This is a genomic window from Okeanomitos corallinicola TIOX110, assembly GCF_038050375.1.
Classification (GTDB): Bacteria; Cyanobacteriota; Cyanobacteriia; order Cyanobacteriales; family Nostocaceae; genus Okeanomitos; species Okeanomitos corallinicola.
Window position 1 is genome coordinate 4,655,974 of sequence record NZ_CP150886.1, and the last position, 16,466, is coordinate 4,672,439.

Annotated in this window: 15 protein-coding genes; 8 read left to right on the top strand and 7 right to left on the bottom strand. The window is 35.5% G+C overall.

Annotation, left to right across the window (positions count from 1 at the left end; genetic code table 11):
- Positions 1–736: 736 nt before the first annotated feature.
- Genes WJM97_RS20465 through WJM97_RS20475 form a run of 3 tightly spaced genes read left to right on the top strand, consistent with a single transcriptional unit; the run spans position 737 to position 2,647 of the window.
- Positions 737–1,312 (top strand): TerD family protein, encoded by a 576-nt coding sequence (locus WJM97_RS20465; RefSeq protein WP_353930594.1) that lies wholly within the window; start codon positions 737–739, stop codon positions 1,310–1,312.
- Between the two features lie 22 nt (positions 1,313–1,334).
- The gene (locus WJM97_RS20470; protein WP_353930595.1) at positions 1,335–1,940 is read left to right on the top strand and encodes a TerD family protein; all 606 of its coding nucleotides are present in this window, start codon (positions 1,335–1,337) and stop codon (positions 1,938–1,940) included.
- 11 nt (positions 1,941–1,951) lie between these two features.
- The gene (locus tag WJM97_RS20475; RefSeq protein ID WP_353930596.1) at positions 1,952–2,647 is read left to right on the top strand and encodes a zinc-dependent metalloprotease family protein; all 696 of its coding nucleotides are present in this window, start codon (positions 1,952–1,954) and stop codon (positions 2,645–2,647) included.
- A gap of 27 nt (positions 2,648–2,674) precedes the next feature.
- Here the strand turns inward: WJM97_RS20475 and purE are convergent, their stop codons facing one another.
- Positions 2,675–3,193, bottom strand: coding sequence for a 5-(carboxyamino)imidazole ribonucleotide mutase (gene purE / locus WJM97_RS20480; RefSeq protein WP_353930597.1), 519 nt, complete (start codon positions 3,191–3,193; stop codon positions 2,675–2,677).
- 111 nt (positions 3,194–3,304) lie between these two features.
- Between purE and nagA the strand changes: the two genes are divergently transcribed.
- From nagA to WJM97_RS20500, 4 genes are all read left to right on the top strand, one after another.
- Positions 3,305–4,474, top strand: coding sequence for an N-acetylglucosamine-6-phosphate deacetylase (nagA, locus tag WJM97_RS20485; protein ID WP_353930598.1), 1,170 nt, complete (start codon positions 3,305–3,307; stop codon positions 4,472–4,474).
- A gap of 126 nt (positions 4,475–4,600) precedes the next feature.
- Positions 4,601–5,284: a magnesium protoporphyrin IX methyltransferase gene (gene bchM, locus WJM97_RS20490; protein WP_353930599.1), complete on the top strand. Its 684-nt coding sequence runs from the start codon at positions 4,601–4,603 to the stop codon at positions 5,282–5,284.
- An 89-nt stretch (positions 5,285–5,373) separates the two neighbouring features.
- Complete coding sequence (locus tag WJM97_RS20495) at positions 5,374–5,886, top strand: hypothetical protein (RefSeq protein WP_353930600.1); 513 nt, start codon at positions 5,374–5,376, stop codon at positions 5,884–5,886.
- Between the two features lie 31 nt (positions 5,887–5,917).
- On the top strand, positions 5,918–6,298 hold the full coding sequence (locus tag WJM97_RS20500; protein WP_353930601.1) for a DUF423 domain-containing protein: 381 nt from the start codon (positions 5,918–5,920) through the stop codon (positions 6,296–6,298).
- Between the two features lie 54 nt (positions 6,299–6,352).
- Here WJM97_RS20500 and WJM97_RS20505 read toward each other — a convergent pair whose 3' ends face one another.
- The 6 genes from WJM97_RS20505 to ovoA all read right to left on the bottom strand — a co-directional run bounded on the left by WJM97_RS20505 (position 6,353) and on the right by ovoA (position 13,982).
- Positions 6,353–6,847: a DUF427 domain-containing protein gene (locus tag WJM97_RS20505; RefSeq protein WP_353930602.1), complete on the bottom strand. Its 495-nt coding sequence runs from the start codon at positions 6,845–6,847 to the stop codon at positions 6,353–6,355.
- Between the two features lie 113 nt (positions 6,848–6,960).
- Entirely contained in the window at positions 6,961–9,525 is a 2,565-nt protein-coding gene (locus tag WJM97_RS20510) for an iron uptake porin (protein WP_353930603.1), read from the bottom strand.
- A 261-nt stretch (positions 9,526–9,786) separates the two neighbouring features.
- A complete protein-coding gene (locus tag WJM97_RS20515) occupies positions 9,787–10,344 on the bottom strand; it encodes a hypothetical protein (RefSeq protein WP_353930604.1) in 558 nt (185 codons plus the stop codon).
- A gap of 229 nt (positions 10,345–10,573) precedes the next feature.
- On the bottom strand, positions 10,574–11,548 hold the full coding sequence (locus WJM97_RS20520) for an L-histidine N(alpha)-methyltransferase (protein ID WP_353930605.1): 975 nt from the start codon (positions 11,546–11,548) through the stop codon (positions 10,574–10,576).
- A 40-nt stretch (positions 11,549–11,588) separates the two neighbouring features.
- Positions 11,589–12,563, bottom strand: coding sequence for an L-histidine N(alpha)-methyltransferase (gene egtD, locus WJM97_RS20525; protein ID WP_353930606.1), 975 nt, complete (start codon positions 12,561–12,563; stop codon positions 11,589–11,591).
- A gap of 54 nt (positions 12,564–12,617) precedes the next feature.
- Positions 12,618–13,982 (bottom strand): 5-histidylcysteine sulfoxide synthase, encoded by a 1,365-nt coding sequence (gene ovoA, locus WJM97_RS20530; protein ID WP_353930607.1) that lies wholly within the window; start codon positions 13,980–13,982, stop codon positions 12,618–12,620.
- Between the two features lie 276 nt (positions 13,983–14,258).
- On the opposite strand from ovoA, the gene WJM97_RS20535 reads away from it, so the two are divergent.
- Complete coding sequence (locus tag WJM97_RS20535; RefSeq protein ID WP_353930608.1) at positions 14,259–16,367, top strand: mechanosensitive ion channel domain-containing protein; 2,109 nt, start codon at positions 14,259–14,261, stop codon at positions 16,365–16,367.
- Positions 16,368–16,466: the final 99 nt, after the last annotated feature.

Below are 16,466 nucleotides of genomic sequence, written 5' to 3' on the forward strand. Positions count from 1 at the left end.
TGATTCTCCATTTAACTAAGTTAAATATTCTGTATCATGAAATACAGTTTTTATTTTTTAAAATACACCATGCTGTTAATGTAGGAAAGTTACATAGATTAATTTACTTGATCTTCCTTAAAAAATCAGCATTTATGACTATTTACAGCCATGAATTATAACTTTGATCTATATAGCTATATAAAACAATGATACTTAAAGCTAATATGATAGGAAATAATTATAAATTCCGCGTTTGTACGTATTTCTATACTCTAAGTTAAAAATTTACAACTGTAAATAAAGCTATGAAATTATTTACAAGGTCTTTACAGGCATTATTGGTAAACAGTTAAATACTAGACACTTTGTGATTAGTTATAAATTAAGTTGGTATGTAGCCAATATGTATTATTGTGCAGTAATTTTAACAACTGTAAACAGCCTAAGTATATTATCTGAAATTCAATGGCATTCTTACTAAAAATATAGGAAATAATCTGAGTATAAATCAAGTATTAATACGGATTTAAAGAGGAGGAATAACAGATTCAATAATGATTAGGTAAGACCAAATGAGAACTTTTGGAAACAAAATTCAAGTATTTTTCATTTTTCAAATCATTTAACCTAGTTTGTAATTTTTGTAGCCTAATTTGAGGTTAGAGAATTGCAGATTTATATTGATTTACGCTGTCAATATTCAATCAATTGGTGCAAAAATCAATAGATAAAAAATATCGGAGTTTAGCAAACAATGGCAATATCACTTACTAAAGGACAACGAGTATCACTAGAAAAAGTTGCCCCAGGACTCAAGGAAATATTTGTTGGTTTAGGTTGGGATGTCAAAGTTACAGATACAGGCTTTGATTTTGATTTAGATGCTTCTGTTTTTTTATTGGGAAGCAACGAAAAACTAATTTCTGATCAGCACTTTATTTTTTATAACAACCTTACCAGTCCAGATCCAGCTAAATCAATAGAACATACAGGAGACAACTTAACTGGTGTAGGTGAGGGTGATGATGAAGTCATCAAAGTTAATTTACAACAAGTTCCAGCAGACATTCAAAAAATAGTTATTACCGTTACTATTCATGAAGCAGCGGAAAGAAGCCAAAATTTTGGTCAAGTTCAAAATGCCTTTGTCCGGGTTGTAAATGCCCAAAATGAACAAGAAGTCATTCGCTATGACCTAGTTGAAGATTATTCAATTGAAACTGCATTAATTATGGCTGAACTTTATCGCAAAGATGGAGAATGGCGTTTAAATGCGGTTGGTTCTGGTTATCAAGGTGGTTTGAAAGCATTACTAGATCGTTTTAGCTAGGATTAATGAGGAGAAAATAATCATGGCAATTAATTTACAGAAAGGACAGAGAATATCACTTTCTAAAGAAGCACCTGGTTTAACTAAAATGATGTGTGGACTAGGTTGGGATGTGGCTAAAAAGTCCGGTGGTGGATTTTTTAGTAACTTTGGAGGTGGTGGACAAGATTATGATTTAGATGCTTCTGTGATCTGTCTGGATAACAATGGTCAATTAACCAGTCAAGAGAATATTATTTACTTTGGTAATCTGCAACATTATTCAGGAGGAATAACTCATACAGGAGATAATTTAACTGGTGCTGGGGATGGCGATGACGAAGTAATTATTGTTGATTTACCGCGAATACCAGCCGAAATTGCTAAGTTAGTATTTGTGATCAACATTTACGAATGTATTAATCGTAAACAAGATTTTAGCCAAATAGAAAATGCCTTTGTGCGTTTAGTGAATGTTGCCAATAACAAAGAACTAGCTCGCTATAATCTTTCTGGTAAGGAGTATACAGGAATGACAGGGATGATTTTATCTGAAGTTTATCGCCATAATAATGAATGGAAAATGGCAGCTATTGGCAATGGTGTCAATGTCAATGGTTTGGGAGAATTAATTAAATCTTACTGTTAATTTGAGGAACAATGTCACTTTACGATCGCCTGAATCTGAAAAAACCAAATCGTAAGTTACAAGTTCCTATTTGGGAACGGATTAACCTGCAAAGACCGGAAAAACTCCGCTGTCTAAGTTGCCGTTCTCGAATTCAAACTAATTGGCAAGTTTGCCCATTTTGTAGTCGAGTATTGATTAACAAATCTGAACAAAAACGTCACTGTATTTGGGTAGATATTTCACAAGTTCTCATTGGTGTTGAACAAAAAAGCACTTTAATAAATCTGATAGAAGATGCTTTATCTAAAGTATTTAGTTCCTTTAGAAGTGTAAATGTTTTTTTAACATCAGAACCACCTGATCCTAGAGAATGGGGTGAACATTTTACTCATGTTCATTTATTATTTCATCATGAACAAGTTGATTATTTAGGAATTGCCAGTTTTAATCCTGGTAAAGTAACTAATATTGCTGTTGTGAGATTAGATCAAATACTTCATGCTTCCTATTGTGCTGATTTAAGTTTAGAGCAACTATCTAATTTAATTGCTAATACTATCACCCATGAAATTGGACATACTTTAGGATTAGATCATTCTAATTTACCTACAGATGTGATGCACGATGGTTTGGATCATAGAATTCATAGTTTAATGCCACCATCATTTCATGCCGAGCAAATTATTTTCATGAATTATGCTATTAATCAATTTAAATCTCTGTAAGGGTTTAGCACTGCTAAACCCCTACTTCTAAAACTCTTGTTTTAAATATTGCTGATAACCTAATTCTTGTAACTTGCTTTGTTTATCCATGACCAGATCACGTAAACTTTGCCGATATGCTTGGACTTTTTCTAGTAATTCTGGTTGGTGAGAAGCAAGAATCTGCACTGCTAAGAGTCCGGCATTTTTAGCATTACCAATAGCCACAGTAGCAACGGGAATTCCTGAAGGCATTTGCACAATAGAATACAAAGAATCTAATCCCTGTAAATTGCGAGTAGCAACAGGAACACCAATCACAGGCAGAGGTGTTAAAGCTGCAACCATACCGGGAAGATGGGCAGCACCACCAGCACCGGCAATAATGACTTTAATACCGCGTTCATGTGCAGTTTGAGCATATTCCACCATCCTTTCTGGGGTACGATGGGCAGAAACTATGGCTACTTCTGATTCAATGCCAAATTCTTCACAAACTGCGATCGCATCTTTCATCGTCGGCAGATCCGAATCACTGCCCATGATAATACCAACTTGCAAACTCATAAAATTTTAGACTTGAGATTTTAGATTTTTGGATTTTTGATTAACTGCTGATGTTTACTTGTTCTCTACAGCTTACAATCGTTTCAGATTCTGCTGTTTCTGGCTAGGGTAATGAGCAAAGCAACACCAACTCCCATCCTCTCAAATGTAGATATTATCAATGCAAGAGTACCTGGTTATCAAGATTTACAGATGATTTGGGTAAATGAAGAAGGCATGATTGAGCAAATTTTGCCCATGGGTATAGTCTGCAAACGAGTCTCACCAGCATATTTACAGATTTTAGATGTAGCAGGTGATTGGATTTCTTTAGGTGGTGTTGATCTGCAAATTAACGGGGGACTGGGTTTAGCATTTCCGGAGTTAACACCCAAAAAAGTCCACAAATTAGAAGAGATATCCCAATATTTATGGGATGCCGGGGTTGATGGCTATTTACCAACCTTGGTAACAACCTCTATTGAAAATATCCAGCGATCGCTATCCCTCATTGCTAACTATCAGCAAAAATCAGGGGCAAAAATCCTCGGCGTTCACCTCGAAGGCCCCTTCTTAAACTACGGTAAACGTGGCGCACACCCGGCGGAATATCTACTACCCTTAACCATGAATGATGTGAAAAGGGTTTTAGGTGATTATGCTCACCTTGTCAAAATTATGACTTTAGCCCCAGAATTAGATATTACTGGTGAAGTCATCCCATATTTGCGTTCCTTGGGAATAACCGTCAGTTTAGGACATTCCCATGCCACAGCAGCACAAGCCCAACAAGCCTTTGACGCAGGTGCAACAATGGTAACTCATGCCTTCAATGCCATGCCACCATTACACCACCGTGAACCAGGATTATTAGGCGCTGCTATGAATAATCCTGATGTCATGTCCAGCTTCATTGCTGATGGACAGCACGTGACACCCATTATGTTAGAAATACTTTTGCGTGCTAGTAAAGGATTATTTCTCGTCAGTGATGCCCTAGCACCATTAGGATTACCAGATGGTGTATATCCCTGGGATAATCGCAAAATCACAGTTAAAAAAGGCACAGCAAAATTAGCGGATGGGACTTTATCCGGTACAACCTTACCGTTATTAACAGGAGTGCAAAACCTAGCCCAGTGGGGAATTTGTGATGTAGAAACAGCCATCTTTTTAGCTACAGACGCACCCAGACAAGCCATCAACTTATCCAAACTCACACCAGGCCAAACGGCTAGTCTATTACGTTGGCATTGGGATGAAAATATAAAACAACTATCTTGGCAAAGATTAACAGCGTAGAGTATTTGGGAGTCAGGAGAACTAATTTTTCTCCCCCTCACCCCCTCACCCCCTCACCCTATTCCCTGTTTCCTGTTTCCCTGAGATAATAATTTTAAGAAATGTGAACCCTCAAAAGTCAAGGTTATGAACGCAGCCGACGATAAAACAATAGTACGTGAATACTTTAATTCCACAGGTTTTGACCGTTGGAAACGCATCTACGGAGATGGGGAAGTCAACAAAGTCCAGCTAGACATCCGCACTGGACATCAACAAACCGTGGATACCGTCATCGGCTGGCTAAAAGATGATAACAATTTATCTCAGTTATCTATCTGTGATGCTGGGTGTGGTGTCGGTAGTCTCAGTATTCCTTTAGTAGAAGAAGGTGCTAAGGTTTACGCCAGTGATATTTCTGCGAAAATGGTTTCAGAAGCTCAGGATCGCGCTGTAGCAGCTTTCAAAAATTCTGTTAACCCGACTTTTGCAGTCAAGGACTTAGAATCTTTAAGTGGTGATTATCACACAGTTATTTGTTTAGATGTGTTAATTCACTATCCCCAGGATAAAGCAGATGAGATGATTTCTCACCTGTGTTCTTTGGCGGAAACACGGATGATTTTGAGTTTTGCACCTAAAACCTTTTTCCTCTCTATCCTCAAAAAAATCGGTAGTTTCTTTCCTGGACCTAGTAAAGCTACTCGTGCTTACTTACACCGTGAGGCTGATGTGGTGAAAATTCTGGAGAAAAATGGCTTTCAGATTCAAAGAAAAGCCATGACTCGTACTCGCTTTTACTTCTCTAGTTTGTTAGAAGCAACAAGGTAATTACAATATCCCCTACTTCTCAAAGAAGTCGGGGATCTGAGAAAAATCAAGTTAAAATTACAAGCAAAGTCTAAATCTAAAATAAAACTATGAAGACGGCGGAAAAACTGGCTGCTGGTTGGCTGCTTACACTCGGATTCATGTTTTTAACAACATCAGTATCAGCAGTAATTACAAAACACACTACCCTCAAGCCTATCTTACCAGGTATAGAAAATGAAGCCTTAGCCAAGGATTTTGTTAACAGAGAAGCAATTTACCAATTGGATAATACAGCAACCCAAGGTTTAATGTATGGTGTTCCTACCGCATTATTAGGGGGATGGTTAGTGTTAGGAACATATAAGCAAAAACGACGGAATGCGAAAGCACTGATGCAGGAAGAATTAGAAAACTTGCATTATCAAGAGCAAATAAAACTCTCACAGTTTTATCAGATGTTACAAGAAAATAACGGTAGAATTACTTTGTTAAGTTTTGCTATGCAGTCACAATTACCAGCGACGGAAGCGAAACAATTTTTAGATCAAAAAGCTAAAGAATTTAATGCCAATTTTCAAGTTAATGAAGAAGGTAGCGTATCATATCATTTTGATGTTTGATTGAATTTTGCTAATTGATAGCTAGGTAATCATGACACAGATTTTTTTAACTATAGCCGCTATTTTTGGTGGGTTATCTGTTGCTGGTGGTGCGTTTGGCGCTCATGCTTTGCGGGAAAAAGTCAGCGAAAGAATGCTAGAAATTTTTGATACTGGCGCACGTTATCAAATGTATCATGCTCTGGCATTGTTATTAGTGGGTGTCCTGATGAGTCGTTTAGAAAATCCACCAATAACACTTTTAGTTAGTGGTTGGTTATTTATTATTGGTGTCGTAATTTTTTCCGGTAGTTTGTATGCGATCACCTTCTCTGGGATAAAATCGTTGGGAGCAATTGCACCATTAGGGGGAATAGCATTAATGGCTGGTTGGGTTGCTTTAGCTATTACTGCTGTAACTGTTAAGTTTTAGTCAATAAATCAATTTACTATCTACTTTTGGGGTGCATCATGCCATCTTCATGATTTACCATCCCCAAGTACCCGGTTCACCTTTAAATGGTCCAACAACATCAGAGGTTATCCATCCTCCATAAAACCCACCAGCTTGAGGTTTTACTAATTCATCATTGACATAACAAGCATCCATTAAACTAGGATAAAAAGTATAGTATTCTTGAATGGATGTAAAGTTGGGAGTAGGTTGAATATATTGCCAAGCAGCATTATTTACATATTTATCTCCTACAGAAATATCATAATATTGACAGACTCCTTTCCATTCACACATGGTTTTTCTAGATGTGGCTATTAAATATTCTAATTTAATATCTTCAGCAGGAATGTAATAACCAGGAGGATGACTGGTTTCTAAGACTCTCTTAGCTTTATTTGTTTCTGCTAAAATAATACCGTTAAATATTATTTTGATATGTTTATCAGTATCTTGTAGAATTGCTGGACGGGGATAATCCCAAACTGATTCTTGTCCGGGTTCTGGGGGGATAGGATTTGGTCTCATGGTTAGTCTTTTCCTAATAGTTTGACAGAGATTAAAAACTGATTAAAAAATTAATTCACTACTCACTTACTTATTTTTTTAAATTCTTTTATTAACCCATAATTTAGTGATAATTAAAACTTCAAGGAAGTCCTGAATAATCCTACCCAAATTGTATCATTAGCTGCATTATGTTCTGGATTAGTAATCATTAAAAATCCAGGGGTAATATCAATTCTTTCAGTCAATGGGTAACGATAAGATAATTCCCAATGTAAGGAAGTATCCTGATCTTGTCGTTGCAGAATATCATTATTTGTGACTTTAGGTGGCATTCCAAATACAAAACTTAACTGACTACCTAATTTACCCAAATCTGTTAAAGATGCAGTAATTGCCCAACTCCAAATATCTGCATTAGCACCGGGATCAAAATTGACTCCATTTAAATTAGCTATAGCTTGATTTTCAGTCTTAAAGTAGCTAGTCCAACCGCCTAAAACTAATTTATCACTTAATTTATAAGTTAATTGTAAACCAAAAGCATTGGAAGAAGTTGGTGTATCTTCCCCAAAAGGTAATTGACCAAATTCACTACCTTTACTACCAGTAACATTAATAGTTGATCCTGGTCGAGAAGCATAATAATTACCGTAGGTAAAGGCAATACCAAGTTGATCTGATGGGGTATATGTAATTTGACTTAATAAGGTATATTGTCCGCCAAATAAGCCTTCATTGGGATTATTTCCAGATGTAGTTAAATAACTAATACCTGCTGCTAATTGATCATTAAATTGGTAGTAACCTATTGCACCGCTACCAAATGCAAAGGAATAAATGGGACTTTCTGCACCAAAGTTAGAAATTGAACTGACGGGGTTAAGTGCGGGAAAAATTCGAGTAGGAAAACCAGCGGTGGGAGCAATGATAATTTGTCCTTTATCTCCTATGGGAAATTGATATATTAGCGTTCCTAATATGACATCATTACTGGTATTTGTAGCACCTGATAAAAGAGTCATATCTGTACCAGTAATGGCACTACTGAGGTTATTAATATTCCCTCCTACCAGTTGGGTTCTTAGTTTATCTTTACCTGTAAAACTTGTATCTAGAGTGAGTGATGCGCGTCCGGCAAAGGTGGGATTTGCGGTTAATTTTTCGGTGGAATTTGTCCCAGGAAGAACTGCTTTTCGATCACCAAAACCACTAATGATGTTAAAGTCTACTGTACCTCTTAAAACTGTAGTTGTGCTAAATTGCTGATCCTGAATTAAAGCGGTTTTATCTGCTAATTTATCTATTCTATTAGTTATATTCTGTAATTCTGAAGTAAATTCTGTTTGTAATCTTTGGACAACTGCTAAGTCTTGTTTGTTAGCTAATTTATTGGTTTGTAAACCATCAAGCGATCGCCTAATTTTCAGCAAACACGAATTTAACATAAATGCAAATTCATGACGTTTTAGTGATCTATTCCCAGCAAAGGTATTTTGAGAAGTACCGCTCAGACATTGATGTTTTTCTACTAAATTATTTAATGCTGAATAAGCCCAATGTTGAGAATCAACATCTATTAATTGATTGACGTTAACAATGGGTTGGACATCACTGGGAGTATTATCATATAGATTGCCAATGGGAGATAATCTTAAATCATCTCCGCTAATTGCTGCCACAGAGTTGATTTTAAATTGATTATTAATAGCGACAATTGCCTTTTTATTAACATCATCAGGAACTTTGGTATATCCTAATTCTTGATTTAATTTTTGTCCTTGGGTGAAAATCCATGTTAATAAGCTTTGGGTTTTTTCCAGAACTTTTTGATTATCATAATTTTTAGGGAGTAATAGCCAAGTTAAACTCACTAAAGGATAACCATTTTCTGGATCTTGAATATCTTCGGTGGTAAAATCATTGTTAAATTTGACATTTGCTAAGGCTTTTTCCGTGGTTTCAATATTGGGTTTTACATAGTTACCACTTTTGTTTTCAAGACTAGCAATGGATAGATTTTCTTTTAGAGCTATACTTGTTTGTACATAACCAATTGCTCCCTCGGTTCTGCGGACTTCTCCAGCGATCGCACTATCGTCTGTTAACTCCGAAAATACCGGAAATTTCCATTCTGGATTTTGACTAGGGAGAATTTTTCCCCCAGTAATTTTGTTGAGATATTTAGTGAGAATAAAACTGGTACTGCAATTTTTAGCACAAGTTACAACTTCAATTTCTTGATTGGGAAATCGGGGATTTACTTGTTGCCAATTTGTGATTTCACCGGTGAATATTTTTGCTAATTGATCACGGGATAATTGAATAGTGCTACTAACTTCTTGCAAATTATAAACAACAGCTACACTGCTACCTCCTGTTGGTAACATCAATAAACCATCTTCCATTTGATTAATTTCAATAGGAGTGGGAATTAAAGTAGTAGCAGCAAAGTCTACAGAGTCATTAATAAAAAATCTAATCCCTCCACCACTACCAACGGCGGTATATTTAAATTTTTCACCTGTTTCTTGTTCATATTCTTGGCGATAACGTTCTAGTAATGGTTGAACAAATCCATCACCCGCACCTCTTAATACTTGAGCAAAAGCAGTGTTAGCGGTGAAAAGAATTGTTGTGGTACTGACTAAAGTAGCAGTTAAAAATTTCTGGTAGTTACTGAATTTGAAAAGTTTCATTAATATATACCTAACACAAAAATCATAAAAACAATGACTATTCTTAGTTGAAAAGTCAGGAGTCAGGATGCTTGAGAAATTGCTTAATTATTAAATAGGCATTTTGGCATAATATCGTTTAACTTTGAAGATGCACATCATATAAAAAATCCAAACTATTAATATATCTGAATTTTCAGATTTGTAATTGCAAGGTCAATGAAAATTGATATGAGCCTGAAAATCTGACTACTGACCGCTGAGATATGAATACTGACCTTCCTAGAGACTAAGTTTTTTGCGGTAAATAACTACTTTATTGCCATCTGTAGCCACTTCTAACCAAAAATCCTTAATTACAAATTGATAATACAATTCTCCCAGTCTGGTACTACGCCAAATGCTGAGAAGTTGATCATTTGGGGCCCATCTTTTAAAGGCTTTAACCGCAATTTCTGGTACTGCACTAGGATCAATTTCTTCATCCACTTGCACAATAGTTCCATTGGGGGTAACTTGTACTTCTACTTCAAAACCCTGTTGGTTTTTACCTCTGAGAATATAGATTAAATCACCTTTTGATTTGATTTCAATTCTGGCTTCGTTAAATTGAGCATTTGTTGCTGTTTTTGCAGCAGACATCGCCGGCATTGGTATTTCTGTCAGGGGTATTTTTCTAACTATTCCACCTAGATTTTGGGCTATTAATATTTTTCTTGGTGTTTTCAAAGATTGAGCTTTTACATTACTGGGAAATATTGAAGTAGTAAAAACTGCTATTCCTGTAATTAGCAATACTTTTTTCCAATTTTGTGTCATCATAATCATTTTTTCGCTCATTTTTTACTCATGTTAATTTTAAGACTAAAACTAAACTAATCCCAGTTAATTAAGAATGCATCAGTAACAATGTTTAAAAATTTCTTTCTGGGTTGCACTATATATTTACTATTGCATTTATATTGCTCAGGGGCGGGATATTTTTGAATATTTTTAGATTTTTGTAATGTGCGATCGCCCTGCAATCAAAATATATTAATTGATGATAGGCGATCGCTTTAAATTCTATCTATCCTTCAAAAATGTGAGCAGCCATCCGCCCAGATTTATCAAAGACAAAATCTACTGGCTTATATCCAGCAGAACTAATCAATTTTTGGAAGACATCAGTAGGATATTTAAAAGAACTCAAGGTATGGAACTTTTGTCCTTCTTTAATTTCTACAGTTTCATTTCCTAGCGCAAACTTTTGTGATTTAGTAGCAGTCAGAACGTGCTTTAAATCATGAGACTCTGGATGCCATTCTGGTTTATACTTAAATGCCAATGGATCAAGATCAACTAAATTCATATCACGATGAAGACGACAGATGATATTCTCCATAAACACTGCCATTTTGGGAGTATCATAAGCTTTTAATAAGGAAACTTCATCTTGGTTCGCATCATGTACTAGGAGTACATAGTGAGTTTTACCCACCAATTCCTTGATATAAGACATGAAAACTGGAACTTCATCTTTCCTTAAATTGGCAATTGTACTACCCTTGAACAAAATTACAGGTTTTTCAAATTCTGGTAAACTGTCTAGCTGGGTAAAATCATTCTGGATACCAGAGACAGAAATGTTAGGCAGTTCTGAACTAATGACTTCTAACACTTTGTCCAAAAAAGATTGGGAAATTTCAATTCCCAAATAACCCTTTAAGTTCTTACAAAAACGAAGTAAAGGAATAGTTTTTAGGCGAATACTTTGTTCACTACCAGGGCCTAATTCAATAAAGGTAGCATCAGCACCAATCATATTTGTGAGAACACCACCTTTATTTTGGAATAGTTCTGCTTCATACTTGTAAAGGTAATAGTCTTCTTCTCCTTCCAACATCTCATTGTATAAGATACCACCTCTAACTAAGTCGTTCTCATCTTGAGGAGTTCCATACAAGTAAGGCCATAAATTGCCATTCAGTTGTTCTAGGAAGAATGCTTTAGCATCTTGTTCAAGTTTATGAACAACCTTTTTATCTCCAACTACATTTGCCATTTTTTACTCATCGCTAGTTGTTGTATCCACTGTTTTTTATCTAAACTTGGCAAAGAATTAAACCAAACCAACCTTTTCCATCTGTCCAGGTTTTTACAGTATTCAATCCTTTACTCTGCAATTGTTTTTCCATAGTTGCTAAATCAAACTTCCGAGAAATTTCTGTTAAGATACTTTCTCCCGCTTCAAAGGAAACCTTTAAATCTAATGCTGCTAAATTTACCCAATGACTTCTTTGGCAGTGTAAGTGCATCTCGATTCGATTGTCAACCCCATTATAAATCGCTTGATGTTTAAACAAACTGATATCAAAATCACCTTGAAAACGCCAATTTAAATGAGAAAGCATATTCAAATTAAAAGCCGCAGTCACACCTTGACTATCGTTATAAGCAGCTTCTAAAATATCTTTGGGTTTTTGTAAATCTATCCCCAATAGAAAGAAATCTCCAGGTTGTAAAGTGCGAGCAACTTGAGTTAAAAAACTATCACATTCTTCTGGGTTAAAATTCCCTAAAGAACTTCCCAGAAAAAACAACATCCGTGACTGTAAATAATTTGATTCCAGATGTACTAAAGCTTGTTCATAAGTTCCTAATAACCCATGAATATTAATATCAGGATATTTTTCCTGTAACTGTAAAACACTGGTTTTGAGAATACCTCCACTCACATCAATCGGCAGATATCTACAAGAATCAGCAATCTTTTGATAAGCAGTTAACAAAGCTTGTGTTTTCGTAGAACTACCACTACCTAACTCTATCAACTCACAACAATTTGTAATTGCTGCAATTTCATCAGCATATTGATTTAAAATCCATGCTTCTGTACGAGTGGGATAATACTCTGGTAACTCACAAATCTTTTCAAATAACAGAGAACCAGGATCATCGTAAAAGTATTTAGGAGATAAAGTTTTTGGAGTTTGACTTAACCCCTTAATTACATCTTTTCCATCATCTTTTAACTCTTGATAATGATGATCTAAAACTGTTAAAGGTTGAGCAATCATTTTTTAAATCCTCTGTTGTTAACTATGCAAATCTGCGTGATAAAAAGTATTTAATTAATCCAAACTTTCAGCAATTCTAAAACCAACGTGCTGATAAAAATAAGGACGAAACCAGTTGCGATAACAAGGCAAAGCCATTGTACCATTTGTTGCCCAAGAACCACCAAGCATCATCTGATGGTTATGATCAAAAAAAGGTGCAGCATTATCTTCATAGAGATAATGAGGTGCAAATCCTGGTAAGGGGTAAAATGTGCTAGATAACCATTCCCAAACATTACCCCGTAAATCGTAAAGTCCAGATTTTTGATTATTTGCAAACATTCCCACAGGAGAAGGTGAAACAAATTCTACATTCAGATTATAGTTATTTTCTAAACTAGAATCTTCTGATATTTTTAAGGCTTGATTCCATTCTGCTTCTGTCATTAAGCGAATGTTTTTATCTTGCTGTTTACCTTTCCAAGTACAATAAGCTATTGCTTCATAATAATTGACTTCCACAGGCCAATCCAAAGGTAAATCTAGCTCGTCAAACACTGCACGATAGCGATATTCACCATTATTTTCTAATATCCAAAATTTCGGATTTTGAATATTATATAATTCTTTCCAACTCCAAGATTCAACATTCCAATAATGTGGATTTTCATAACCACCAGCTTGGACAAACTCTAAAAATTCGCCATTGGTGATTAAATTCTGATTGGCTAAAAATGGTTTAACTTCAACTTCCAAACTACCATATTCGCTATCCCAACCGAAAGTTAAATCATCTGCCTTTTTACCTAATTTAACTACACCACCGGGAATTTCTATCATTCTATTTTCAGGAGTTTTAGGATTTGTCGGGGCATAATTCCAACCTTGCGGACGCTTTAATTTATCCACAGGTAATTGTCGCAATAGCATAGATGAAGTTTCAAAATGGATGCGACTATGTTCAATTCCCATCAATAAAGCCCAGAAAGGATGTTGGGGATAAATAGGCAGATTTAAAGGTGTATTTTCGATGACTTTGGTAATAGCAGCTTTGGCTTTTTCTCGATATTGCCAAACTTGATCTACATCTGGCCAAACTATATCTTTTGTAGCACTTTCTAACTCTGCTGGTGTTTCTGGATCAACACCTACTTCAAACAAAACTTCAAATTGGGGATGAATACGACTTTCTAATAAACCGACTTGAATTAATTTGTTAATGTAAAAAACTGCGGAGTGACCAAGATAAAATATTAATTTATTTCTTAAAGGATCAGAATTGAGGTAGAATGTATCTTCACTAATTAAACTTTTAAATAATTCTTCTTCCATTTCCCAGGAATTTTCAAAATAACTAAGTAAATTCTGAAAATTAAAATTATCAAGCTTAGGAACTTGAGTAGATGCCAATTGATTAGATTTGATGATTGTCTGCATGGTTTTATATCTATGTAACACCCAGGTAAAATGATTTTTTTTACACTACATACATTTTTAATTAAACCATATTGGTACACTTTTTTGATTCTTAACCAAAATTTAAATATTTTGGCGATGTTCCTAAAGAAAAGTTAAGATATCTTTTCTTATCTAACAAAAACTTCCGTAAAAATCTCTTTAAATATTAATATTTATGTTAATGACAATAAATTTACATTATTTATTGCCAGAATAAACCAAAATGAAATTTGTGTAAAAACTCAGGAAAAATTCATGCGTTATCGAGTTCGTGCTATTTTACTCGCTAGTGTAGTCTGTGTATTCACATTATGGAGTATACCAGCTAGAACGGAAGAACAAGCAGCAGAATCAGCAACCACCGAAAAAGTACAATCTGCACCTGCTGGAAATCCCGAATTTGCAGTCACGACACAAGATCCAACCGTTCCTGTTGATGAACTGCAATTATTACTTAAACCATTAACTCTAGCAGAATTGGAAAATGAATCAGCAGCTTGGCTGGTTTTACTGAAAAATAAAGTTCAGCAAATTAGTGATGCAGAAATAGCCATCAAAAGGCAAAATCAAAGTATCAACAAACAGCAGGAAGCCTCTGATTCCTTAACAAAATCCCAGGAATCCTTGAAAGCAGCTGAGGAACAACTCAAAACAGCAACTCCTGGATCGCCAGAATATGAAGAGGCTACCAAAAAATTAGAAGCAGCCAAAGAAGACCTCAAAAAAGCACAGGAATCTATTCAACAAGCAAAGGAAGCTAAACAGGATATTCAAAAGGATGATAACTTAAAAGATGCCATAGACAAGGCTAAAGAAACAGAAGAATTAGATAAAGCTAAAATAGCTTTAGAGGAAGCCAAAAAACAGCGAGAAGAATTAACTGCTGGTTCATTAGCTTACGAGAATGCTACAAGAAAGATTGATAAATTAGATGCAGCAATTGTAGCTTTTGAAGAAGCTCAAACTACGCAAAAAGAGACTGTACCAGATTCACCAGAGTTCAAAGCAGCAACTCAAAAGCTAGAAGCAGCCCAGCAATCTCTCAAAAAAGCAATGGAAGAAATAGAAGGGACTAAAACCCCAGATGCTGCTAAAAAAACTTCCCAGGAACTGAATAAAGCCGAAACAGCTTTAGAAAACACAAAAATTGAAAGTGATGGCAGTACAAAAATTGCTGGTTCAATTGATAGTCTTAAAGATAAAGAAAGTCTCAAACAAAAAGGAGGCAAATTAGAAAAAGCGGCAGAACAGTTAGATAAAAATGCTGAAGAAGAGGCGAAATTCAAAAACCAACTCGTCGTTACAGTTACGAACTTGCAAGCAGAAAGAACAGCCTTAGTTGATAGGTTTAAAGTCGTTCTTGATGAACTAGAACGTAAAGGTGGAGATCCAGCAGCCTATAAAAAATACATTGAAGCCATCAGCATAGTAAATATTGATTTACAAGACACTGAAGGAGCAGGTCTTCGTATAATCAGTTGGATGAAATCAGAAGAAGGCGGTTTACGTTGGGCGATCAATTTTGGTAAGTTTTTTGGTATTTTAGCTGTTTCTGTTGTTGCTTCTCAGGCAATAGGAAATGTCACTAATAAATCTCTGAAACAGTTTGACGGTGGCTCAGAACTATTACGTCAGTTTATAGTCATGGTTATCAAACGTGGTGGTGTTGTGGTTGGTGTGATGTTGGCACTAACAGCATTAGAAGTTAGTCTTGGACCCATTTTAGCTTTAGTTGGGGGAGTGAGTTTCGTCTTAGCATTTGCCTTACAAAGTAACCTGGGTAACCTTGCCAGTGGTTTGATGATTATGTTTAACAAACCCTTTGATATCGGTGATGAAATTAAAGTTAGTGGTATTTGGGGTTATGTAGATTCTATCTCTCTAGCCAGCACCAACATTAAAGGCTTTCTGGGTCAGATGTATGTTATACCCAATAATAATGTTTGGGGAGGAATGATAGAAAATCTGACTCATGGCGAAAACCGTAAAGTGTCTATTTGGTTGCGGATTGGCATGAATGAAGACTTAGCAAAAGTGCAAAAATTATTGGTAGAAATTATTCAATCACACCCGAAAATTCTGGAAGATCCCAAACCAGGAAAATTTCTCTGGTCAGTGGAAGAATATTATTTCTCGATAGGTGTTAGTGGTTGGACTAAGAAAGATGATTTTTGGGGAGTTCATGAAGATGTAATTCAAATGATTCAGGAACGTTTCAAACAAGAAAATATCCCTGTTGCTCCAACTCCTGAACGCAAAATATATTACTTCTCAGAAGGAGGAGCAATGAATGAAATAACTGGAAGTTCAGATGCACTAATACCATCTTTTCCAGAAGAAAGAAATTTAACCTATGAATCTTAAATTTCTTGTTCAATTCTTAACTGAGAAACTAGCGACAGACAAAAAATAAAGTTTGTAGTTAGGGCTTCAGCCCTGACTATAACTAATAAAATTTATAAA